The sequence below is a fragment of the Pseudomonas sp. Bout1 genome (assembly GCF_034314165.1).
In the GTDB taxonomy this organism is placed as follows: Bacteria; Pseudomonadota; Gammaproteobacteria; order Pseudomonadales; family Pseudomonadaceae; genus Aquipseudomonas.
This window is the reverse complement of sequence record NZ_JAVIWK010000001.1, coordinates 4845050-4866798: the sequence shown is the minus strand read 5'-3', so window position 1 is coordinate 4866798 and position 21749 is coordinate 4845050. Positions and strand designations below refer to the sequence as shown.

Below are 21749 nucleotides of genomic sequence, written 5' to 3'. Positions count from 1 at the left end.
CGATCCACCGTCATCGCGGGCAAGCCCGGCTCCCACATTCGACCGTGTTGCCCTGTCGAATGCCGATCCCTTGTGGGAGCTGGCTTGCCTGCGATGGCGCTACCGCGGTCTCAAAGGTGCAATGCATGCCCCAGGGCCCGTAGCGCCGCTTCTTGTACCGCTTCGCCGAGGGTCGGGTGGGCGTGGATGGTGCCCGCCACGTCTTCCAGGCGCGAGCCCATCTCCAAGCTCAGGCCGAAGGCCGTGGACAATTCCGAGACGCCCACACCGACCGCTTGCCAACCGACGATCAGGTGATTGTCGCGCCGCGCCACTACCCGCACGAAGCCGGTTTTCGACTCCAGGGTCATGGCCCGGCCGTTGGCGGCGAACGGGAAGCTCGAGACGATGCAGTCCAGGCCTGCGGCCTTGGCTTCGTCCGGGGTCTTGCCGACCACCACCAGTTCCGGGTCGGTGAAGCACACGGCCGGGATCGCGGCCGGGTTGAATTCGCGGGATTTGCCGCTGATCAGTTCGGCGACCATCTCGCCTTGGGCCATGGCGCGGTGGGCGAGCATCGGCTCACCGCTGAGGTCGCCGATCGCCCACACGTTGCGCATGCTGGTCTGGCAACGGCTGTCGATCTTGATCGCCGAGCCGTTCATGTCCAGGTTCAAGGTTTCGAGGTTCCAGCCCTGGGTGTTGGGTTTTCGACCAACGGCAACCAGCACCTGGTCGGTTTCAAGCGTCAGCGTCTCGCCGCTGGGGTCACGCACTTGCAGGGTGTTGTGCTCAAAGCCGGTGACGCTGTGTTTCAAAAATACCTTCACTCCCAGTTGCTTGAGGGATTCGGCCACCGGTTGGGTCAGTTCAGCGTCGTAGGCCGGCAGGATCCGGTCCTGCGCCTCGACCACGCTGACCTCGGCGCCGAGCTTGCGATAGGCAATCCCCAGCTCCAGGCCGATGTAGCCACCACCGACCACGATCAGGCGTTTAGGAATGCGCTTGGGCGCCAGGGCTTCGGTGGAGGAGATGATCGGCCCGCCAATCGGCAGCATCGGCAGGTTGACGCTTTTCGACCCGGTGGCCAGCAGCAGGTGTTCGCACTGGATGCGTTGGTCGCCGACGTCGACGGTCTTGCCGTCCACAACCTTGGCCCAGCCTTGAATCACCTGGACCTTGTGCTTTTTAAGCAGCGCGGCGACGCCGGTGGTCAGGCGGTCAACGATGGCGTCTTTCCATTCAACGCTTTTGCCGATGTCCAGGGTCGGCACATCGACCTCGATGCCCAGCGGTGAACCCTGGCTGTGGTGCACGGTTTGCTGGAATTGTTCGGCGACATGGATCAGTGCCTTGGACGGAATGCAGCCGATGTTCAGGCAGGTGCCGCCCAGCGACTGGCCTTCCACGAGAATGGTCGGGATACCCAACTGGCCAGCGCGAATCGCTGCTACATAACCGCCAGGCCCGCCGCCGATGATCAGCAGCGTGGTGTGCAATGTTTGAGACATGGGTTACTCCAGGAACAGGCTGGCGGGTTGTTCGAGCAGGCCACGGATGGCCTGGATGAATTGCGCCGCGTCCATGCCATCGACCACCCGGTGATCGAAGGAGCTGGAGAGGTTCATCATCTTGCGGATCACGATCTGGCCCTTGATCACCATCGGCCGCTCGACAATGCGGTTGACCCCGACGATGGCCACTTCCGGCAGGTTCAGCACCGGTGTGCTGACAATCCCGCCCAGCGCGCCCAGGCTGGTCAGGGTAATGCTTGAACCCGACAGCTCATCGCGACTGGCCTTGCCAGTGCGCGCAGCGTTGGCCAAGCGGTTGATCTCTTCTGCCGTGCCCCACAGGTTGCGGGCTTCGGCGTGACGTACCACCGGCACCATCAGGCCGATATCGCTCTGGGTGGCGACGCCCACGTGCACGGCACCGAGGCGGGTGATGACCTGGGCTTCGTCGTCGTAACGCGCGTTGATCTGCGGGTAGTCGCGCAATGCGACGACCATGGCCCGTACCAGGAACGGCAGCAGGGTCAACTTGCCACGGGTGGCGCCGTGTTTCTCATTGAGGTGCACGCGCAACTCGTCGAGGGCGGTGACGTCGATCTCTTCCACATAGCTGAAATGCGCGGCGCGCCGGGTGGCGTCCTGCATGCGCTGGGCGATCTTGCGGCGCATGCCGATCACCGGAATCTGCTGCTCGTCGTTGCGTTCGGCGTAAGGGTTGGAGGCACTGGAATTTTGCGCCGGACCCTGGAGCAAGTAAGCGTCCAGATCTTCATGCAGAATCCGGCCGGCTGGGCCGGAACCCTGCACCAGTCGTAGCTGGATGCCAGCATCCAGCGCATGTTTGCGCACGGCCGGGGAGGCCAGCGGGCGGTCGTCGACCTCGCGGGCCACGGGCGATTGCGTCGCTGCTACTGCAGGCTTGGCGGCCGGTTTGGGTTCAACCACCGGCGCGGCCTTGGCTTCAACTTTCGTGGCCGGAGCAGGTGCAAGCTCTTCAACCACTGCAGACAATGCCGATTCTTTGGTATTGCCGGCGCCTTCCACTTCGATACTGATCAAGACGCTGCCAACCGCCATGACTTCGCCGGGCTCGCCGCCGAGGGAAATCACCTTGCCGTGCACCGGCGAAGGAATGTCCACCATGGCCTTGTCGGTCATCACATCCGCCAGCACCTGGTCTTCTACCACCAGGTCGCCGACCTTGACGTGCCACACCGACAATTCAACTTCTGCGATGCCTTCGCCAATGTCCGGCATCTTGATAACGTGCGTGCCCATTCAGACCTCCATAACCCGATGCAAAGCCGCGCCCACTCGGGTCGGGCCAGGGAAATACGCCCACTCTTGCGCGTGCGGGTAGGGGGTGTCCCAGCCGGTGACGCGCTCGATCGGCGCTTCCAGGTAGTGGAAGCAATGCTCCTGCACCAGCGCCACCAGCTCGGCGCCGAACCCGCAGGTACGGGTGGCTTCGTGAACGATCACGCAGCGGCGGGTTTTCTTCACGGAGTTGACGATGGTTTCCAGGTCCAGCGGCCACAGGCTGCGCAGGTCGATGACTTCGGCATCGATGCCGGTTTCTTCAGCGGCGACTTGCGACACATACACGGTGGTGCCGTAGGTAAGGATGGTCACGTCCTTGCCTGGGCGGGCGATGGCAGCCACGTCCAGTGGCACGGTGTAGTAACCGTCCGGCACTTGCGCTTGCGGGTGTTTCGACCACGGGGTTACCGGGCGGTCGTGGTGGCCGTCGAACGGGCCGTTATACAGGCGCTTGGGTTCGAGGAAGATCACCGGGTCATCGTTTTCGATGGAAGCGATCAGCAGGCCCTTGGCGTCGTAAGGGTTGGACGGCATCACCGTGCGCAGGCCGCAGACCTGGGTGAACACCGCCTCAATACTCTGGCTGTGGGTCTGGCCACCGTAGATGCCACCGCCGCAAGGCATGCGCATGGTCAGCGGTGCCGTGAACTGGCCGGCCGAGCGATAACGCAGGCGTGCGGCTTCGGAAATGATCTGGTCGGTGGCGGGGTACACGTAGTCGGCAAACTGAATCTCGGCCACCGGCCGCAGGCCATAGGCGCCCATGCCCACCGCCACGCCGACGATCCCGCTTTCGGAGATCGGCGCGTCAAACACCCGCGAGGTGCCGTACTTGTTCTGCAAACCCTCGGTGCAACGGAACACGCCGCCGAAGTAACCGACGTCCTGGCCGAACACCACCACGTTGTCGTCGCGCTCAAGCATCACATCCATGGCCGAGCGCAAGGCCTGGATCATGGTCATGGTCGTGGTGGTCATGGCGGTTTCCAGCTGGATATTGTTGTTGTGATCGTTCATGTCAGACCCCCAACTCTTGACGCTGGCGCTTCAAGTGCTCCGGCATCTCTTTATAAACGTCTTCGAACATGGTCGCGGCGCTTGGAATCTGGCCACCGGCCAGGGTGCCGTACTGTTCGGCTTCTTTCTGGGCCTTGATCACTTCGGCTTCCAGCTCGGCACTGACCGCCGCGTGTTCCTCTTCGGACCACTGGCCAATCTTGATCAGGTGCTGCTTGAGGCGGGCGATCGGGTCGCCCAGCGGGAAGTGACTCCAGTCGTCGGCGGGACGGTATTTGGACGGGTCATCGGAGGTGGAGTGCGGGCCGGCGCGGTAGGTCACCCACTCGATCAGCGTTGGCCCCAGGTTACGGCGGGCGCGTTCGGCGGCCCAGGCAGAGGCGGCGTACACCGCGACAAAGTCGTTGCCGTCGACCCGCAGCGAGGCGATGCCGCAACCCACGCCGCGTCCGGCAAAGGTGGTGGCTTCACCGCCGGCGATGGCCTGGAAGGTGGAGATCGCCCACTGGTTGTTCACCACGTTGAGAATTACCGGCGCGCGATACACGTGGGCGAAGGTGAGGGCGGTGTGGAAGTCGGATTCAGCGGTGGCGCCGTCGCCGATCCAGGCCGAGGCGATCTTGGTATCGCCCTTGATGGCCGAGGCCATGCCCCAGCCCACGCCCTGGACGAATTGGGTGGCGAGGTTGCCGGAAATCGTGAAGAAACCGAAGTCTTTTACCGAGTACATGATCGGCAACTGGCGGCCCTTGAGCGGGTCGCGCTCGTTGGACAGCAGTTGGCAGATCAGGTCTACCAGCGGCACTTCGCGGGCCATCAGGATGCTTTGCTGGCGGTAGGTGGGGAAGCACATGTCGTCGATGTTCAAGGCCAGGGCCTGGGCGCTGCCGATGGCTTCTTCGCCGAGGCTTTGCATGTAGAACGACATTTTTTTCTGACGCTGGGCGACCACCATGCGGTTGTCGAAGATCCGCGTCTTGAGCATGGCGCGCATGCCCTTGCGCAGAATCTCGACTGGCACGCCTTCAGCCCATGGTCCGAGGGCCTGGCCCTGATCGTCGAGCACGCGAATCAGGCCTTTGGCCAGGTCGGCGGTGTCGGCGGGTTCTACGTCGATTGGGGGTTTGCGCACCGTACCTGCGTCAGTCAGGCGCAGGTAGGTAAAGTCGGTCTTGCAGCCTGGGCGGCCCGAGGGTTCGGGAACGTGCAGGCGCAGTGGTTCATACTGCTGAGTCATGGCTTTCTACGCTCTATCTTGTGAATTTCTTGTAGTGGGCGCGGTCGCTGACAGTCCGTCTTCGGGTAGAAGAAATCTTGTCCTACAACAATCATAGGCTCGGCTCAGGAGAATATTTATCTCTGTTTCGTTGCGTTGGAGATCATTTGGGGATAAAAAAACTGCATAAACATAATAAACAGGTGGTTTTGTCTCATGCGCAAACTGGACCGTATCGATATCGGCATTCTGAACGCCCTTCAGGAGAACGCCCGCATCACCAACGCCGACCTGGCCCGCTCGGTCAACCTGTCGCCCACGCCGTGTTTCAACCGGGTCAAGGCGATGGAAGAATTGGGCCTGATTCGCGACCAGGTAACGCTGCTGGACGCCGACCTGCTGGGGCTGCACGTCAATGTGTTCATCCACGTCAGCCTGGAAAAGCAGAACGAATTGGCCTTGCAGCAATTTGAAGGGGCGATTTCGGATCGCCCCGAAGTGATGGAGTGCTACCTGATGGCCGGCGACCCCGATTATCTGATTCGGGTGCTGGTGCCGACCATCCAGTCTTTGGAGCGCTTCATGATGGACTTCCTGACCAAAGTCCCGGGTGTCGCCAACATCCGCTCCAGCTTTGCCCTCAAGCAAGTGCGCTACAAAACCGCGCTGCCGCTACCGGCCAATGGCATCAACCTCGGTTAATACCCCACCGTCCCTGTAGGAGCTGGCTTGCCAGCGATAGCGGAGTATCGGCCACCAGATGCGCTGTCTGAAACACCGCCATCGCTGGCAAGCCAGCTCCTACAATGGGTAATGTATTTCAAAGTTGATTAAGCGGAATCTTCAGGTAAACCACCCCATTCTCCTCCGCCGGCGGCATCACCCCGGCCCGCACATTCACCTGAATCGCCGGCAGCAACAATGTCGGCATGCCCAACCCGGCATCCCGCGTGGTACGCATCTCGACAAACGCGGCCTCATCCACCCCGTCATGCACATGAATATTGCCCGCCCGCTGTTCCGCCACCGTGGTCAGGCACTTGGCCGCGCGGCCTTCAGGCGGGTAGTCATGGCACACATACAACCGGGTTTGCGGCGGGAAGGCCAACAACGTGCGCATCGACGCGTAAAGCTGGCGCGCATCACCACCTGGGAAATCGCAGCGCGCCGTGCCCACATCCGGCATGAACAGCGTGTCGCCCACTAGAATCAGTTGGTCTTCAATCAGGTAAGCCATGTCCGCCGGCGTATGCCCCGGCACATGCAGCGCCTGGGCCTTCAGGTTGCCGATATGAAACACCTCATCCGGCGCAAACAGCTGGTCGAACTGCGACCCGTCCACCCGAAACTCCGGCTCCAGGTTGAACAGGTTCTTGAACACCCCCTGCACCTTGCTGATGGACTGGCCAATTGCGATCTTGCCGCCCAACTGACGACGCAAATACGGCGCCGCCGACAGGTGATCCGCATGGGCATGGGTCTCAAGCAACCACTGCACTTGCAAACCATGCTCGCGCACAAACGCGATCACCTGGTCAGCCTGGCCAGTACCGGTACGCCCGGAGGCCGGGTCGTAATTGAGCACCGAATCAACGATGGCACACTGGCCACCGTCCGTTTCATAGACGACGTAGGTGTAGGTCGACGACGCCTCGTCCAGAAAGGATTGAATCAACGCTGACATGACGGGTTTCCCGGATAGCTAATGGCGGCTTACATTCAGTGGGTTTTCCACATAACCTTGCGAGCTTAAGTGAATTGAATGACCCGAGGCAAAGGATGGCATCGTGGTGGCAAACAGCTGGGGCGTGATGCCATACGGCAACGACCCTTGCGTGCATTAACCAAAAAAAGGCCATAGACCATGAACGACCAACACTGGGGACCTACCATCAGTGGCGATATCGTTGTCATCGGTGGCGGCTCGGCAGGCATCGGCCTGCTGGCCAGCCTGCTCAAGCGCGACCCGCACCTGAACATCATCCTGATCGAGCCGAGCGACCACCACTACTACCAGCCGGCCTGGACGCTGGTGGGCGGCGGCGCCTATGACGTTGCCAAAACCGTACGCCCCATGGCTGATGTGCTGCCCAACGGCGTCACCTGGGTCCAGGCCGCGGTCAGTGAGTTACTGCCCGATGAGCAAACCCTGGTGCTCGACAGCGGTCAGCGCGTTACCTGGAAAAACCTCATCGTGTGCCCGGGCCTGCGCCTGGCCTGGGAAAAGATCGAAGGCCTGCCAGAGACCCTCGGCCAGAATGGCGTGACCTCCAACTACAGCTACGAACACGCCGCCTACACCTGGAAGCTGGTGCAGCAACTCAAGCACGGCAAGGCGCTCTTCACCCAGCCGGCCATGCCGATCAAGTGCGCCGGTGCCCCGCAAAAGGCCCTGTACCTGTCGTGCGATCACTGGCTCAAGCAGGGTGACCTGAAGAACATCCACGTTGAATTCAACCTGGCCGGCGCCGCGTTGTTCGGCGTGCCGACCTTCGTGCCGCCGCTGATGAAGTACATTGAAAAGTACTCGGCGCAACTGGCGTTCAACTCCAACCTGGTCAAGGTCGACGGCCCGGCGCGCAAGGCCTGGTTCGAAATCAAGGACGCTGAAGGCAACGTACGCGTCGAAGAGAAAACCTTCGACCTGCTGCACGTCGTGCCGCCGCAAGTTTCCCCGGACTTTATCCGCCAAAGCCCCCTGGCCGATGCCGCCGGCTGGTGCGAGGTGAACCCCCAGAGCCTGCAACACCTGCGCTATCCCCACATTTTCGGCCTGGGCGATGTGTGCTCCACCACCAACGCCAAGACCGCTGCGGCGGTGCGCAAGCAAATCGTGGTGGTTGCGCAAAACCTGCTCGCCCTGCGCAAACAGGCGCCGCTGCCCCTCAAGTACGACGGCTACGGCTCCTGCCCGCTGACGGTGGAAAAGGGCAAGGTGGTGCTGGCCGAGTTCGGCTATGGCGGCAAGCTGCTGCCGACCTTTCCCCTCGACCCCACCGTGGCGCGACGTTCGGCGTGGTTCCTCAAGGCGCGCTTCCTGCCATGGTTCTACTGGAACGGCATGCTCAAGGGCCGCGAGTGGCTGACCCGTCTGGCCAAGGTGGATTGAGGCAACCCTATGCTGCTGGCAAGTTTTCTGGGCGTATTGATGGGGCTGGTCATGGGCTTGACCGGGGCCGGGGGCGGCATTCTGGGCGTCCCGGCGTTGGTGTTGGGGCTGGGGTTGACCATGACCCAAGCCGCGCCGGTGTCATTGTTCGCCGTGGGCGCGGCCGCCGCCGTGGGGGCCGTCGACGGCTTGCGCCATGGCCTGGTGCGTTACCGCGCGGCGCTGCTGATTGCGCTGCTCGGCGCACTGTTTTCGCCGCTGGGAGTGTTCTTCGCGCACCAGATGCCGGAGAAAGCCCTGATGGGCCTGTTCAGCGCGCTGATGGTGCTGGTGGCCTGGCGCATGCTGCAGCGCGAGAAGCGTGAGGCCGGGCCGAGCGACCACGGCAGCGCGTCCTGGGGCCAGAAGAACTGCATGCTCGACCAACAGACCGGGCGTTTTTCCTGGACCGCCAAATGCACCGCCACCCTGGCGGCCCTGGGTGCGGTGACCGGTGCGGTATCGGGTTTGCTCGGCGTGGGCGGGGGCTTTCTGATCGTACCGGCGTTCAAGCAACTGACCGATGTGCAAATGCGCGGCATCGTCGCCACCTCGCTGATGGTGATCAGCCTGATCTCGTTGATCGGTGTGATCGGTGCGTTTCACGCCGGGGTGAGTATCGAGCCGATGGGCTGGGTATTTATCGCTGCGAGCATTGTCGGCATGTTGGCCGGCCGGCGCCTGTGCTCGGTGATCAAGGCGCGCACCCTGCAAGTCGGGTTCGCCAGCCTGTGTGTGCTGGTGGCGGTCGGCATGTTGTGGAGGGCAGTCGTTTAGGCTTACACCCTAAGTGGCGGGCCTTTCGCGAGGCCCGTCTTACATCCAACTTGTTGCGTGCCCGCTGCGCGTCCAAAGCACCCCGCAGCTCCCTCCAAGGCAGCGTATGACGCTGCCATCATGCTTTCGATAATCGCCTCCGACATCCCGTCCCCCGCTGCGGAGCGCGCCATGCATAAGAATAAAAATTTTACCCGTCGTTTCTTGCCTGCCTTTATCGTCGGCCTGGGCCTCAGCTCGGTCGCCGACGCCGAGATCATGCTGTATGACAAGGACGAAACCACGTTTTCCACCGACGGCTACATCAACGCCTTCTACGTCAACAGCAACGTCGACCGCGCCGGTGACCAATACGACCGGCGCCAGGCGCGGGTAAAAATGGGCTTTTTGCCCAACTACCTGGGCTTCAACATGGGCAAGCAGGTCGACGACCTCAAGCTCGGTGCCCGCGCGTCCTTCTGGGTCACCATCAACGACAGCGAAACCAATGGCACCGACACCGCCATCGATGTGCGCCAGTTCTACGGCACGGTCGCCAACCCGGAGTGGGGCGAGGTGTTGATCGGCAAGGACTTTGGCCTGTTTGCCCGGTCCAACATCCTGCTCGACGAACTGCTGGCAGGTTACGGCCAGGTCAGCGACAGCCTCGGGCTGGTGGACGGCGGCGGGGTGTCGTTCGGCAATATCGGCAGCGGTTATCCGTACCCGTTTCCCACCTCGCAGATCACCTACCGCACCCCGGTGATGGACGGGTTGCGGATCGCCGTGGGCATCATGGACCCGGTAGACACCAACGACAGCAGCCCGCTGGGCAAGGCCTACCAGAAGAACCCGCGCACCGAGAGCGAGATCACCTACCAGTTCGACGTGGGCGGGGCGAAGGTCTACAGCTGGGTCAACGGCAGCTACCAGACCTCCGACAACACTGACTCCAACGTGGCGTCGGTGACATCCAAAGGCGTGGGCTACGGCGTACAGGCGAAAATGGGCGGGTTGTCGCTGACAGGTTCGGGCTTTCAGGCCAAGGGCATCAACCCGTTCTATACCAACAATGCCGGCGAGGCGACGTTGCGTAATGTCGATAGCAACGGTTACCTGCTGCAGGGTTCGTACAAGCTGGGCAAGAACCGGCTGGCGCTGTCCTACGGCAAGACCAAGGATGACGGTAATGGCGTGGTCGGCAGCGGTGCAGACTATGAGACCCGCGGGATCGCGCTGTTTCATGACATCAACGACAACCTGAAACTGGTGGCCGAGTACAACCAGTTCCAGATCCGCGGGCATGAGGGCAGTGCGCAGGACGAAGACACCGACACCGTTGCCCTGGGTGCCGTGCTGACCTGGTAGGCCCTGGAAGAGGGCGGGGGTTCTCATCCCATCGAATCCCCTACCCGCTACCCAAGTAGCATAGGTCCCACTGCGCAGCCTTCGTACACTCATGCCTCATAGTGGGGAGTCGACCATGCAGCAAAACGAGGGCGTCGCCAGTGCCATGTCAGAGGCCACCGACCCGTGCCAGGCGGCAGATGACCTGGCCCGACAGCTGCTGCACCCACGGCTGGGGTTTGTGTTGTTCTTCTGCTCTGCCTCCTACGACCTGCACGCCCTGGGCCAGGCCTTGCAACACAGCTTCGGCGCCATCCGCCTGGTGGGCTGCACCAGCGCTGGCGAAATCACTCCACAGGGCTACGGCCGCAACTGCATCACGGCCGTCGGCTTCGATCACTCGCATTTTTCCATCGCCACCGAACTGATCGACCAGGTGGAACACTTCAGCCTGATCGACGCCCAGCAAATGGTCGAGCGCCTGGTGGGCGGCTGTCGCAGCAACACCCTGGCGCCGATCAAGGGCAACAGCTTTGCCCTGACGCTGCTCGATGGCCTGTCCAGCCGCGAAGAAATGGTCCTCGCCGCCTTGAGCGCGGCCCTGGGTGACATCCCCCACTTCGGCGGCTCCGCCGGTGATGACAACCGCCTGACTCACACCCACGTGTACTTCGGTGGTGAATTCCACAGCGGCGCGGCGGTGGTAGTGCTGGTCAACACCTGGCTGGATTTTGAAGTCTTCACCACCCACCACATCCTGCCCCGGGAAGAAAAACTGGTGGTGACCGGCGCCGACAGCGCTTCGCGCCGGGTGTTCGAGCTCAATGCCGAACCTGCGGCCCAAGAGTATGCCCGGCACATTGGCGTAGCGGTCGCCGACCTCGATTACCGGGTTTTCGCCGCCCACCCCCTGGCGGTGCGCATCAACAACCAATACTACGTGCGCGCAATTCAGCAGGTGCACCCGGACCTGAGCCTGAGTTTCTACTGTGCGGTGGAAAACGGCATCGTCCTGACGGTCATGACACCTGGGGAGATCCTGCCAAACCTCGAACGCCTGTTCGATGGCCTGCAAGCGCGCCTCGGCGAGCTGCTGCTGACCCTTGGCTGCGACTGCTTCCTCAGGCGCCTGGAGCTGGAAGACAGCGGCGCCCTGGAGCACATCGGCGGCTTTCTGCGCGACCAGCGGGTGATGGGGTTCAACACCTACGGAGAACAGTTCAATGGCATGCATATCAACCAGACCTTCACCGGGGTTGCCATTGCCCGAGGTCGCGCCCCTGGACCGCGCTGAACTTGAGGCGCGGCTGGCCAGCCTGGAAAAGGACAACCAGAAACTCGTGCGGATCAACGCGGCGCTGATCGAGCGCATCGAGTCCGGCGTGACCCGTGGCAACGACCCGTATGCGGCGTTCCAGCACTCGGTGGTGCTGGCCGAACAAGTGCGCGAACGCACCGACGCCCTTAACCAGGCGATGGCCGAGCTCAAGGCCAGCAACCACCTGCTCAGTGACGCGCGCCTGCGGGCAGAAACTGCTCACCAGCATCTGATTGACGCCATCGAGAGCATCTCCGACGCGTTCGTGCTGTTCGACCAACACCAGCGCATCCTGCTGTTCAACAGCCGTTTCAAGGCGTTCTGGAACAACAGCCGCGTGGAGATCGTGGCGGGCATGCGCCTGGCCGAGGTCAAGCGGTTGATGACCGTCAACGGCCTGTTCACCGAAGAGGCGCTGGGGCACGGCGACGAAACCCTGTTTTATCGCCTGGATGATGGTCGCTGGCTGCAAGTCAGCGAACGGCCGACCCGGGACGGCGGCCGGGTGATCCTGTTCACCGACATTACCGACGTAAAGCTCGCTGAAACCCTGCGTCGGGAACAGGCCGTGGCGCAAAAGTCCCAGGAAAGCGAACGCTGGATTCGCCTGATCACCGACCACGTGCCGGCGCTGATCGCCTACCTCAACGCCGACCTGGTCTACGAATTTACCAACAAGGTGTATGAGCAATGGTACTGCTGCCACCCGGGTGCCATGCTCGGGCGCAGCCTGCTGGAGGTGCACAGCCAGCAGCATTACCAGCGCCTCGATGCCTACGTGGCCCGGGCTCTGGCCGGCGAGAGCGTGACCTTCGAATTCTCCGAAACCAACCTCGACAACCAGGAGCGCTACATGTTGCGCTCCTACGTGCCCAACCGCCTGGCCAGCGGTGAAGTGGTGGGGATCTTCGTGCTGATCCGCGACATCACCGAGCGTCGCCGCACCGCCGAAGCCTTGCACCAGGCCAACCAGAACCTGGAGCAGCGCGTGCGCCAACGCACGTCCGAGCTGACCTCCCTCAATAACCAGTTGTTGCTTGAGATCGACGAACGCCGTCGCATGGAGTCGCGCCTGCGCGAGGCCAAGCTGGAGGCCGAGCGGGCCAACTTGTCGAAAACCAAGTTTCTTGCCGCCGTCAGCCATGACCTGTTGCAACCGCTCAACGCCGCGCGGCTGTTTACCAGTGCCTTGATGGAGCGCCGCGACCCGGTGGCCAGCGAAACCCTGGTGCGCAATGTCAGCAATTCGCTGGAGGATGTGGAAAACCTGCTGGGCACCTTGGTGGATATTTCCAAACTGGACGCCGGGGTGATCAAGGCCGATATCGCACCCTTCGCCCTGAGTGAACTGCTGGACAACCTGGCCGCCGAGTACACCCAACTGGCCCGCAGCGAGGGGCTGGAGTTGCACTTCATCGGTTGCTCGGCGCTGGTACGCAGCGACATCCAGTTGCTGGCGCGGATCCTGCGCAACCTCCTGAGCAACGCCATCCGCTACACCTACAGTGGCCGGGTAGTGCTGGGCTGTCGTCGGCACCACCAGCGTTTGTCGATCCAGGTCTGGGACAGCGGCATGGGCATTGCCGAAGAGCGGCTGGAGGAGATTTTCCAGGAGTTCAAGCGCGGCGACGTGCAGCGGCCGGACCAGGATCGCGGGCTCGGGTTGGGCCTGGCCATCGTCGAAAAGATCGCCGGGATCCTGGGGCACCGAATTACCGTGCGCTCATGGCCGGGCAAAGGGTCGATGTTTGCCGTGGAAGTACCGTTAAGCGCCACCGCGCCGAAGGCCTTGCCGATCCCGCTGATGAGCGAACCGATGCTGGAGCGTTTGCAAGGTGCGCGGGTGTGGGTGCTGGACAACGACGCGGCGATCTGCGCGGGCATGCGTACCTTGCTGGAAGGCTGGGGATGCCGGGTGGTGACGGCCTTGTCGGAGCAGGACCTGGCGCGCCAGGTGGACAATTACCACGCCGAAGCAGACCTGCTGATTGCCGACTATCACCTGGACGACGAGCAGAACGGCGTGGACGCCGTGGCCCGCATCAATGCGCGGCGGGCCAGTGCGATTCCGGCGATGATGATCACCGCCAATTACAGCAATGAGCTCAAGCGGCAGATTCGGGAGTTGGGGCATATGCTGATGCACAAGCCGGTCAAACCGATGAAGCTCAAGACCGCGATGAGTCACTTGCTGGGCAAATGAGCAGCGCACCAACGCGGGAGCTGGTGCCCCGTGGGGTCAGCGGCGCAGGTACGCGCCGAAGTCGATGTCCCCGGCACTGAGGATCGCCTGCACCCGATTGTGCACATTGAGCTTGCGCAAAATCGCCGACACATGGGCCTTCACCGTGGTCTCGGCAATCTCCAGCGTATAGGCAATTTGCTTGTTCGACTCGCCCTTGGTCATCCGCTCCAGTACCAGCAACTGCTTGCGCGTCAGGGCCTGCAGCAGCTCAGGCGCAAACCCCGGGTTCTCGTTCATCCGCCGGTGGGTGCCGGTTTTCTGGCTGCGAATGATGTCTGGCGGCAAGTACACATTGCCGTTGAGAATCTGCTGGATCGCCTCGGTCATTTGCAGCCTTGGCGAGGACTTGGTGATAAACCCCACCGCGCCATAGGTGATGGCTTGCAGCACGATCTGCTTGTCTTGCTCGGCCGAGACGATCACCACCGGAATCGTCGGTGACTCGTTGCGCAGGTTGATCAGGCCATTGAGGCCGTGCATGCCGGGCATGTTCAGGTCGAGCAGAATCAGGTCCAGGTCATCGTGCGCCTGGGTCAGGACCAGGGCGCTGTCCAGGTCGGCGGTTTCCATCACTTCGCTGCCCGGGAAACCGTCGCTGATGACGTTGTGGATCGCTTCGCGAAACAGTGGGTGATCGTCGGCAATCAGAATTTTGTACATGGCCGTTCACCTTATTATTTTTGATTATTGAAAAGGCTCGGGTTGCGCGAGCGCAACAGGCAGCTTTGCCGCTTCCCATGCATCCAGACCGTCGCGGTACCAGTACACAGAGGTATAGCCCAGGCTGGCGGCTCGTTTTACCGCGTTCCAACTCAGCCAGCAATCGGAGCGGCAATAGAACACCAGCGGTTGCGTGAGGTTTGCCGACGTCAGCCGGTACAGATGACGGGCGAAATAGCCTTGCCACTCGGGCGTCAGGTCGCCGTCGCCGGTGTTGGCCAGCCAATGGCTGCCAGGCAGGTTGGCGTGGGGTTGGTCTTCGATGAAACGCCCTTGCAGCCATTGGCGGCGGTAGACGTCGATCAGTACCGGTGCCGGCGTCTGGCGCAGCAAGGCTTGCAGTGCCTGGGTGTCGACGATGGTCGCGCCCGCCAGTTGCTCGGGCGTGGGGCTGCGGTACAGGGTGATGCGGTAGCCGTCGCTGGAAAACAGCGCGGTGTCGGCATGGGCAGTGGCCCAGAGCAGGCACAGCAGTGCCAGGAGTGAAAATCGAGCGGGCAGCATGGCGGGTCCATTCCTTATCGTTATGCGCCCATTACAGGCCAGGATCGATGCCTTGGGAATGCGACGATAGACAGGTAAACCAGTACCAAAGTACTGGTTTTGGCCCGCTTCAGCCTTTTTTACGCAATGCGGCATGTTGAGGGTTAAAGGTCAGCACCGCCAACAGCGAGAACACCAGGGTCAGGCCCAGGCACACCGCCAACGCCAGGCCGTTGAAGCGTTCATACAGGGCGAAGCGCACCAGCTCAACGGCATGGGTGAACGGGTTGATGGCGCACAACCAGTACAGCCATTCGCTGGAGTCGCGCATCTTCCACAACGGGTACAGGGCCGAAGACAGGAAAAACAGCGGGAAGATCACAAAATTCATGACCCCGGCAAAGTTCTCCAACTGACGGATCGCATTGGACAGCAACAAGCCCAGGGCACTGAGCATCAAGGCCACCAGCAGCAACGCCGGCAAGGCGATCAACAGGCCCATGGCCGGCGGTTGCACGCCGTAGACCCAGGCGATACCGAGGAACCCGTACACCTGCAGCAACGAAATCAACGAGGTGGCCAACAACTTGCTGCACAACAGGAAGGTACGGGGCAGGGGGCTGGTCAACAGGACGCGCATGCTGCCCATTTCCCGGTCGTACACCATCGACAGCGAGCCCTGCATGCCGTTGAACAGCAGGATCATGCAAGCCAGCCCCGGGATGATGTACACCTCGTAGGGAATGTAGGTGTCGTACGGTTCGATCACCGAAATACCCAGGGCCGCCCGAAAGCCTGCGGCGAACACCAGCAACCACAGCAGCGGGCGCACCAGGGCGCTGAGGAACCGCGTGCGCTGCAGCACAAAGCGCAACCATTCGCGCAGTACGATGCCGCGCAGACACTGCCAGTACGCGTTCATTGCGCGGCGCCCGAAGGCGTCAGCCGGGCGAAGGCAGCACTCAGGTCACCCCCGTGTTCCTGGCTCAAGGCATCGGTTTGCCCGCAAGCCACCAGGCGGCCCTGGTGCAGGATCATCAACGTATCGTCGGGCTGTACTTCGTCCAGCAGATGGGTGGTCCAGAGCACAGTGATGCCTTGTTCGCGGCACAGGCTGCGCAGGTGTTGGTTCAGGGCCAGGCGGCTGGCCGGGTCGAGGCCTACGCTGGCCTCATCGAGCAACAGCAAGCGGGGGTCGTGCAGCAGCGCGCGGGCGATTTCCACGCGGCGGCGGTGGCCGCCGTTGAGTTCGCGCACCCGTTCGCGGCGTCGTTCGGCCAGCCCCTGGCGGGCCAGTTCGGCGTCGACGCGCAAGGCGCTCTGGCGACGGGACAGGCCGTGGAGCGCGGCGTGATAGCGCAGGTTTTGTTCCACGTTCAGGTCCAGGTCCAGGGTGCTTTGCTGGAACACTACCCCCAGTTGCTTGAGGGCCGGGCGTGGTGCATCACGCAAGGAGTGACCGCCCACCCGGATGTCGCCTGTTTGCAGGTCGTACAGCCGGGTGAGCAGGGCGATCAAGGTCGACTTGCCGGCGCCGTTGGGCCCCAGCAGCGCGGAAAATCGTCCCGGCGCGAGGCTGAAACTCACCTCGCGCAGGGCCTGCTTGGGGCCATAGGCAAAGCTCAGGTCACTGACGTCCAGCGCGTTCATGGGGTGACCACCACGCCCCACGGGTAGCGTCCGACCTTGATCGACTTGATGACCTTGAGGCTGTCCACATCAATCACCGACACGTCGCCGCTGACGCCGTTGGTGGCGAGCAATTGCTTTTGGTCCGGGGTAAATGCCATCTGCCAGACGCGACGGCCCACCAGCAGGTAATCGAGGATCTCAAAGGTCTTGGCGTCGATCACCGCCACATGGTTGGCCGGGCCCAGCGCCACAAACCCATATTTGCCGTCGGCGCTGAGTTTGATGCCCACCGGCTGCACTTTGTCTGGGTGCACGCCTTTGATCTTGAAGGTCAGGGTCTTGAGGATGGCGCGGCTGGCCACGTCGAGGATGGTCACGGTGCCGCCGATTTCCGCCGAGGCCCACAGCTGCGAGCCGTCGTGGTTGAACTCCACAAACCGTGGCCGCTGATCCACCAGCGTGCTATCGGCCAGGGTTTGGGTGCTGGTGTCGATCCAGTGCAGCATGTTGGTGGTTTCGCTGGTGTTTACCGCCCATTTTCCGTCGGGGCTGACGGCCATGCCTTCGGGCTCCACGCCGACGTTGACCTGGGCCAGCACCTTGGAAGTCTCAGTGTCGATCACTGTCACCAGTGCATCGTCTTCGTTGGAGACATACAGCCAGCGATTATTGGGGTGCAGGGCAAATTGCTCGGGGTCCTTGCCTGACGGCAGTTCCTTGATGATCGTGCGGGTAGCGACGTCCATCACCTGCACCCGGTCCGAATCGCTGGCACAGATGTACAGCAGCTTGTTGTCGTGGGACAGCAACAGGCCCCGGGGGCGCTGGCCGACCTTGAGGGTGTCGGTGACTTGCAGGGTCTGCATGTCGATCAGGCTCAGGCTGTTGTCTTTCTCGTTGGAGACCCAGGCGGTGCTGGCCACGGCATGCCCGGCGGCAAGCAGCAGGGCGCATGAGAGCAGGGTGCGGCGCATGGCGGATTCCTTATTATTGTGGGTGCGTTCAGGGAAAGCGGCAGGTCACTTCAGGTTTGTCGTAGCCCAGGCTGTCCATTTCGTTGAAGGGGTGCAGGAAACCGTCCTGGGGCGAGGTGCTGACCAGCGCGCGGGGTTGCACGATGGGAATCGGTTGGCGCAGTTGGCCGTTCCAGGGGCGGTAGCTGAGTTTGCGGCCCTTGAACCCGTCGAGGGGCAGTTGCTCGCTGATTTCCAGTTGGCGGATCACCATGGGGTCTGCCTGGCGTAGCTTGCTCACCGCGCTGGCGACGCTGCGCACTGCCATCCAGGCGGCGAAGTCGCGGTCATTCATCCAGCGCCCGGCCAGGGCTTCGAAGCGTTTTTGCAACTGGGCAGCACCGTAGGTTTCCACCGTTTTGTGCCAGCCAGTGGGCGTCAGGCCCTGGGTGCCGGCCACGGGGCGCGGGTACCAGGTTTGATAAGGCACGTACTCGCCGAAGTCACCGCGTTCGTCGGCCACCAGCACCACGTCGTATTCGGCGGTCTGGGTGAAGAGCGGCATGTCCGCCTGGGCGCTGCGACGCTGATCATTGTCGAAACGCCAGGCTTTTTCCGCCACCAGTTGCACGCCGAAGCGCTTGGCGGCGCGACGCAGGGCGGCGGCATAGGCTTGATCATCTTCGGTGGGGCCAACGATCAACAGGGCCCGCTGCCATTTGCGCACCACCAGAAACTGCGCCAGGGCATCGGCCAGCATGGCGCGGCTGGGCAAGGTGTGCAGCACGTTGCCCAGGCAGTCGGTACTGCGCAGGCTGTCATCAGGGCTGCCGGCGTTGAACAGCAGGCTGTCGGGCAGGGCGGCGCTCAGTTGGCGCAGGCTGGCCGCGGGTGCGTTCACCACAAACAGGCGCAGGCCTTGTTCGTGCTGGGCCTTTGCAGCGTCGAGCAGTGCTTGCGGGTTGTCCACCGTGGCGCTGGCCAGGCTGTAGCGCTGATTGAGAAACGCCCCGGTGCTGTTGCTGTCGGTAATCGCCAGTTCGGCGCCACGCAGGCCGGCATCGCCAGGTTCGGGAATGACGTTGGACAGCAGCGGGCCCGGGTCGGGGCGATAGCCCAGGTAGCCGATTTGCACCTGCAAGGGCGCCTCGCCTGCCTGGCTGGCGCTGGCCAGCCCAGCGGCGCAAGCGACCGCCAGCAGGTAGAACAAGGCGTACGAGGCGAGCTGGCGCATAAGGCACTCCATGACAGGTAGCGCCAGCATAGGAACCCGCGTGCCGCCTGCAAATATGCAGAAAGTACCGCTGAGGCAGTACCAAGGTAGTAACTCGCCCGCCGCGGCGCGGTTTTAGCATGGACAGCCACGGCCCTCATTCAGGAGTTGAACGATCATGCGAGTCCTCAAGGCGCTGCTGTTGCCGTTCCTGCTGATTGTGAGCCTGATCGGCGTCGATAAACTCCATGCCCCGCGCCAGGCACCGGTGCAGGTAATGCCCGCGATGACGGTGCACTAGGCATGTCGGCACTCTGGAGGATCAACCTGTGGGTGTGCGGCTTTTTTGCCGTGGTGACGTGCGCGTGCATGGTCTTGCTGCTGCATCAGGCCATGGCAGACGTCGAGCGCGAGCTGCAATCGGCCGAGGCGGTGGTGCAATACCTGAGTGAAACCGCCGAGCGTGACCCCGTCAGCCTGCAACCCCGGCTGACCGCCAGCCTGCGCCATGTGCGGGTACGCTGGCTGGCGCCGGGCGAAGCGGCGCGCGTGCCCAGCGAGGACGGGATGGATGCGTGGCTCGGTCGCCAGCTGTTTGCGTCGCAGCGCCAGCACCCCCGTGTCCTGGATTTGCAGGACGGACGCCGGGTGTCCATCGCTGTCGACCCGCGGGATGAAATCGACGAAGTCTGGGATTCCCTGCAACAGCTCCTCAGCCTGTGCGCGCTGGCGCTGGCCTTGAGCCTGTTGACGATCCGCTGGGCTGTGCGGCGCGGGATGGGGTTGCTGGACGAATTGCTGCGGGCCTTGCAGCAGGTGTGCAGCGGCCAACTCAATGTGCGCCTGCGCAGCGAAGGCCTGCCGGAGGCACGACAACTGGCGCTGCATTTCAACCGCATGACCAGCACCCTGGAGCAAGCCCGCACCGATAACACTCGGCTGACCCAAACCCTGCTGGCGGTGCAGGAGCAAGAGCGCACCCATTTGGCGCAAACCCTGCACGACGACCTGGGGCAATACCTGGCCGGCATTCGCGCCCAGGCGTGCCTGTTGCGCCTGGTCAGCGACCAACCTGAAACCCTGGCCCGCACCGTGGGGTTGTTGGAGGATCACTGTGAACACTTGCAGCAAGGGTTCCGCACCCTGGTTCATGACTTGTATCCGGTGGCGCTGCAACACCTGCCGATGGCCGAAGCGTTCGCGATGCTGGTCGGGCAGTGGCAGGCCAGCCACGGTATCAATTGCCAACTGCGGGTCAGCGCGCACCTGCCGGCGCTTTGTGCCGGCGACAAAGCTCATCTGTACCGCGTGCTTCAGGAAGCCCTGACCAACATCGCCCGGCATGCCGACGCCAGTTGCGTGCGGGTGCGCCTGCACTATGGCGGCACGCGCCTGCGCTTGCTGGTGCGCGACAACGGCTGCGGGGCGCAGCCGCCCCAGCGCCCGGGCGTGGGGTTGCATTCGATGTTCGAGCGGGCCCGCTGCCTGGGCGGTGAATTGAAGATCATCAGCCAGCCCGGTGCCGGATGGGCGTTGGCGCTGAACATGCCTTTGGAGGCGTCATGAATATTCTGCTTGTCGACGACCATGCGGTGGTTCGCCAAGGCTACGCCAGCCTGTTGCGTGCGCTGTTGCCCGCCATTGAAGTGCGCGAAGCGGCGAGTGGCGAGGAGGCGCTGCTGCGGGTCCAGGAGGCGGTGCCGCATTTGGTGATCATGGACTTTGGCTTGCCGGGCATCAGCGGCCTGGAAACCACCCGGCGCCTGCGCCAGCGCCTGCCGCAATTGCGGGTGCTGTTTTTCAGCATGCACGATGAACTGCCACTGGTGCGCCAGGCCCTGGAGGCGGGGGCATCCGGCTACCTGACCAAAAGCTCGGCGCCCGAGGTGTTGATCGAGGCCGTACGGCGCATCCTTGACGGCCATGCCTATATCGAACAGCCCCTGGCCACCCAATTGGCGTGCCACGCGCAGCACAACGCCAGTGACCCGCGTCTGCAAAGCATGACCCAGCGCGAACTGGAGATTTTCGTGATGTTGGCCAAGGGCACGCCGGCGCGGGTGATTGCCGAGCAACTGAGTATCAGCAGCAAGACCGTATCCAATCACCTGACCTTGCTCAAGAGCAAGCTACAGGTAACCTCCCATGCCGAGCTGGTGCACTTGGGCATTGATATGGGCGTGGTTCGGGTGGCTGGCTGATCACCGGTCCCAGGTGGTCGGGCAGCCGGTGCAACCTTCCATATTGGCATCCTGAAAGTTCGCGTAATGCTGGCGTGCTCCGGTCAGCGTGGCTTTTTCCAGGTTGCTCTCACTGAACTTGGCTTCCTGCAGGTTGGCATCGCTGAGGTCGGCGCCTTGCAGGTCGGCCTTGCTCAACCAGGTCATCTCCAGGTCCGCTGCCCGCAGGTTGGCCTTGTGCAACTTGGCCCCCGACAGGCGGGCGAATTGCAGGTAGGCGGCGCTGAGGTTGGCATTCGCAAATTGCGCGCCTTGGGCAAACAGGCCCCAGCCTTGAACCGCCATCAAGGTGGCGCCGCTGAAGTCGGCCAACCGCAGGTTGCTTTGTTGCAGGCTGGCGCGGGTCAGGTTGGCGCCCTGCAGCTGGGCTTTTTCCAGGTTGGCCAGGTCGAGGTTGGCGTGGCGCAAGTCGGCGCCCCGCAGGTCGGCGCCGGCCAGGTTCATGTGGCTCAGGTCCTGATTGCTCAGGTTGGCGCCCTTGAGGTTGGCGCCGGGGCATTGGCTGTGTTCGGCGATGGTGCAGCCGTTGATGATCAGGGGCGCGTCGTCGCCGTCGTCGGCGTGGGCGAGCGGCAAGCTGAGTAACAGCAAAAAGGGCAGGTATTTCATACACGGACCTCATATGGCAGGAGGACGTGCGGTGAGGGG

21 protein-coding genes are annotated in these 21749 nt (G+C 62.8%); 9 read left to right on the top strand and 12 right to left on the bottom strand.

Features of this window, described 5'->3' with window-relative positions:
- Window positions 1-110: 110 nt before the first annotated feature.
- From lpdA to RGV33_RS22545, 4 genes are read right to left on the bottom strand one after another with little or no spacing between them, the layout of a single operon-like run.
- Window positions 111-1490, bottom strand: coding sequence for a dihydrolipoyl dehydrogenase (gene lpdA, locus RGV33_RS22560; RefSeq protein WP_322146207.1), 1380 nt, complete (start codon window positions 1488-1490; stop codon window positions 111-113).
- Between the two features lie 3 nt (window positions 1491-1493).
- Window positions 1494-2771, bottom strand: a complete 1278-nt coding sequence (locus tag RGV33_RS22555) for a dihydrolipoamide acetyltransferase family protein (protein WP_322146206.1) — start codon at window positions 2769-2771, stop codon at window positions 1494-1496.
- Window positions 2772-3830 (bottom strand): alpha-ketoacid dehydrogenase subunit beta, encoded by a 1059-nt coding sequence (locus RGV33_RS22550; protein WP_010166768.1) that lies wholly within the window; start codon window positions 3828-3830, stop codon window positions 2772-2774. It lies immediately after the preceding gene.
- A gap of 1 nt (window position 3831) precedes the next feature.
- Complete coding sequence (locus tag RGV33_RS22545; RefSeq protein ID WP_322146205.1) at window positions 3832-5067, bottom strand: 3-methyl-2-oxobutanoate dehydrogenase (2-methylpropanoyl-transferring) subunit alpha; 1236 nt, start codon at window positions 5065-5067, stop codon at window positions 3832-3834.
- Between the two features lie 195 nt (window positions 5068-5262).
- On the opposite strand from RGV33_RS22545, the gene bkdR reads away from it, so the two are divergent.
- Window positions 5263-5748: a Bkd operon transcriptional regulator BkdR gene (gene bkdR, locus RGV33_RS22540; protein ID WP_003212855.1), complete on the top strand. Its 486-nt coding sequence runs from the start codon at window positions 5263-5265 to the stop codon at window positions 5746-5748.
- Window positions 5749-5866: 118 nt separating this feature from the next.
- On the opposite strand, the gene RGV33_RS22535 is transcribed toward bkdR, so the two are convergent.
- Window positions 5867-6730, bottom strand: a complete 864-nt coding sequence (locus tag RGV33_RS22535; protein ID WP_322146204.1) for an MBL fold metallo-hydrolase — start codon at window positions 6728-6730, stop codon at window positions 5867-5869.
- A gap of 180 nt (window positions 6731-6910) precedes the next feature.
- Between RGV33_RS22535 and RGV33_RS22530 the strand changes: the two genes are divergently transcribed.
- The 5 genes from RGV33_RS22530 to RGV33_RS22510 all read left to right on the top strand — a co-directional run bounded on the left by RGV33_RS22530 (window position 6911) and on the right by RGV33_RS22510 (window position 13818).
- Window positions 6911-8155: an FAD/NAD(P)-binding oxidoreductase gene (locus tag RGV33_RS22530; protein ID WP_322146203.1), complete on the top strand. Its 1245-nt coding sequence runs from the start codon at window positions 6911-6913 to the stop codon at window positions 8153-8155.
- A 9-nt stretch (window positions 8156-8164) separates the two neighbouring features.
- Complete coding sequence (locus RGV33_RS22525) at window positions 8165-8971, top strand: sulfite exporter TauE/SafE family protein (RefSeq protein ID WP_322146202.1); 807 nt, start codon at window positions 8165-8167, stop codon at window positions 8969-8971.
- A gap of 171 nt (window positions 8972-9142) precedes the next feature.
- Entirely contained in the window at window positions 9143-10318 is a 1176-nt protein-coding gene (locus RGV33_RS22520; RefSeq protein ID WP_322146201.1) for a porin, read from the top strand.
- A gap of 115 nt (window positions 10319-10433) precedes the next feature.
- Entirely contained in the window at window positions 10434-11591 is a 1158-nt protein-coding gene (gene nosP, locus RGV33_RS22515; protein ID WP_322146200.1) for a nitric oxide-sensing protein NosP, read from the top strand.
- On the top strand, window positions 11560-13818 hold the full coding sequence (locus RGV33_RS22510; protein ID WP_322148723.1) for a NahK/ErcS family hybrid sensor histidine kinase/response regulator: 2259 nt from the start codon (window positions 11560-11562) through the stop codon (window positions 13816-13818). The genes nosP and RGV33_RS22510 overlap by 32 nt, the downstream gene beginning before the upstream one ends.
- A 36-nt stretch (window positions 13819-13854) precedes the next feature.
- Here RGV33_RS22510 and RGV33_RS22505 read toward each other — a convergent pair whose 3' ends face one another.
- The 6 genes from RGV33_RS22505 to RGV33_RS22480 form a co-directional block, all read right to left on the bottom strand.
- Complete coding sequence (locus RGV33_RS22505) at window positions 13855-14520, bottom strand: response regulator transcription factor (protein ID WP_322146199.1); 666 nt, start codon at window positions 14518-14520, stop codon at window positions 13855-13857.
- A gap of 24 nt (window positions 14521-14544) precedes the next feature.
- Entirely contained in the window at window positions 14545-15084 is a 540-nt protein-coding gene (locus tag RGV33_RS22500) for a PQQ-dependent catabolism-associated CXXCW motif protein (protein ID WP_322146198.1), read from the bottom strand.
- Window positions 15085-15193: 109 nt separating this feature from the next.
- On the bottom strand, window positions 15194-15985 hold the full coding sequence (locus RGV33_RS22495; protein WP_322146197.1) for an ABC transporter permease: 792 nt from the start codon (window positions 15983-15985) through the stop codon (window positions 15194-15196).
- Window positions 15982-16713, bottom strand: a complete 732-nt coding sequence (locus RGV33_RS22490) for an ABC transporter ATP-binding protein (RefSeq protein ID WP_322146196.1) — start codon at window positions 16711-16713, stop codon at window positions 15982-15984. Before RGV33_RS22490 ends, RGV33_RS22495 begins: the two co-directional genes overlap by 4 nt.
- A complete protein-coding gene (locus tag RGV33_RS22485; protein ID WP_322146195.1) occupies window positions 16710-17669 on the bottom strand; it encodes a YVTN family beta-propeller repeat protein in 960 nt (319 codons plus the stop codon). The genes RGV33_RS22490 and RGV33_RS22485 overlap by 4 nt, the downstream gene beginning before the upstream one ends.
- Window positions 17670-17697: 28 nt before the next feature.
- The gene (locus RGV33_RS22480; RefSeq protein WP_322146194.1) at window positions 17698-18882 is read right to left on the bottom strand and encodes an ABC transporter substrate-binding protein; all 1185 of its coding nucleotides are present in this window, start codon (window positions 18880-18882) and stop codon (window positions 17698-17700) included.
- 157 nt (window positions 18883-19039) lie between these two features.
- On the opposite strand from RGV33_RS22480, the gene RGV33_RS22475 reads away from it, so the two are divergent.
- Genes RGV33_RS22475 through RGV33_RS22465 form a run of 3 tightly spaced genes read left to right on the top strand, consistent with a single transcriptional unit; the run spans window position 19040 to window position 21062 of the window.
- Window positions 19040-19162 carry a hypothetical protein gene (locus RGV33_RS22475; RefSeq protein ID WP_322146193.1) on the top strand — a complete coding sequence of 41 codons (123 nt, stop codon included), beginning with the start codon at window positions 19040-19042 and terminating at the stop codon, window positions 19160-19162.
- 2 nt (window positions 19163-19164) lie between these two features.
- Window positions 19165-20427 (top strand): histidine kinase, encoded by a 1263-nt coding sequence (locus RGV33_RS22470; protein WP_322146192.1) that lies wholly within the window; start codon window positions 19165-19167, stop codon window positions 20425-20427.
- Window positions 20424-21062, top strand: a complete 639-nt coding sequence (locus RGV33_RS22465; RefSeq protein ID WP_322146191.1) for a response regulator transcription factor — start codon at window positions 20424-20426, stop codon at window positions 21060-21062. Before RGV33_RS22470 ends, RGV33_RS22465 begins: the two co-directional genes overlap by 4 nt.
- Here RGV33_RS22465 and RGV33_RS22460 read toward each other — a convergent pair whose 3' ends face one another.
- Window positions 21063-21710 carry a pentapeptide repeat-containing protein gene (locus tag RGV33_RS22460; RefSeq protein WP_322146190.1) on the bottom strand — a complete coding sequence of 216 codons (648 nt, stop codon included), beginning with the start codon at window positions 21708-21710 and terminating at the stop codon, window positions 21063-21065.
- Window positions 21711-21749: the final 39 nt, after the last annotated feature.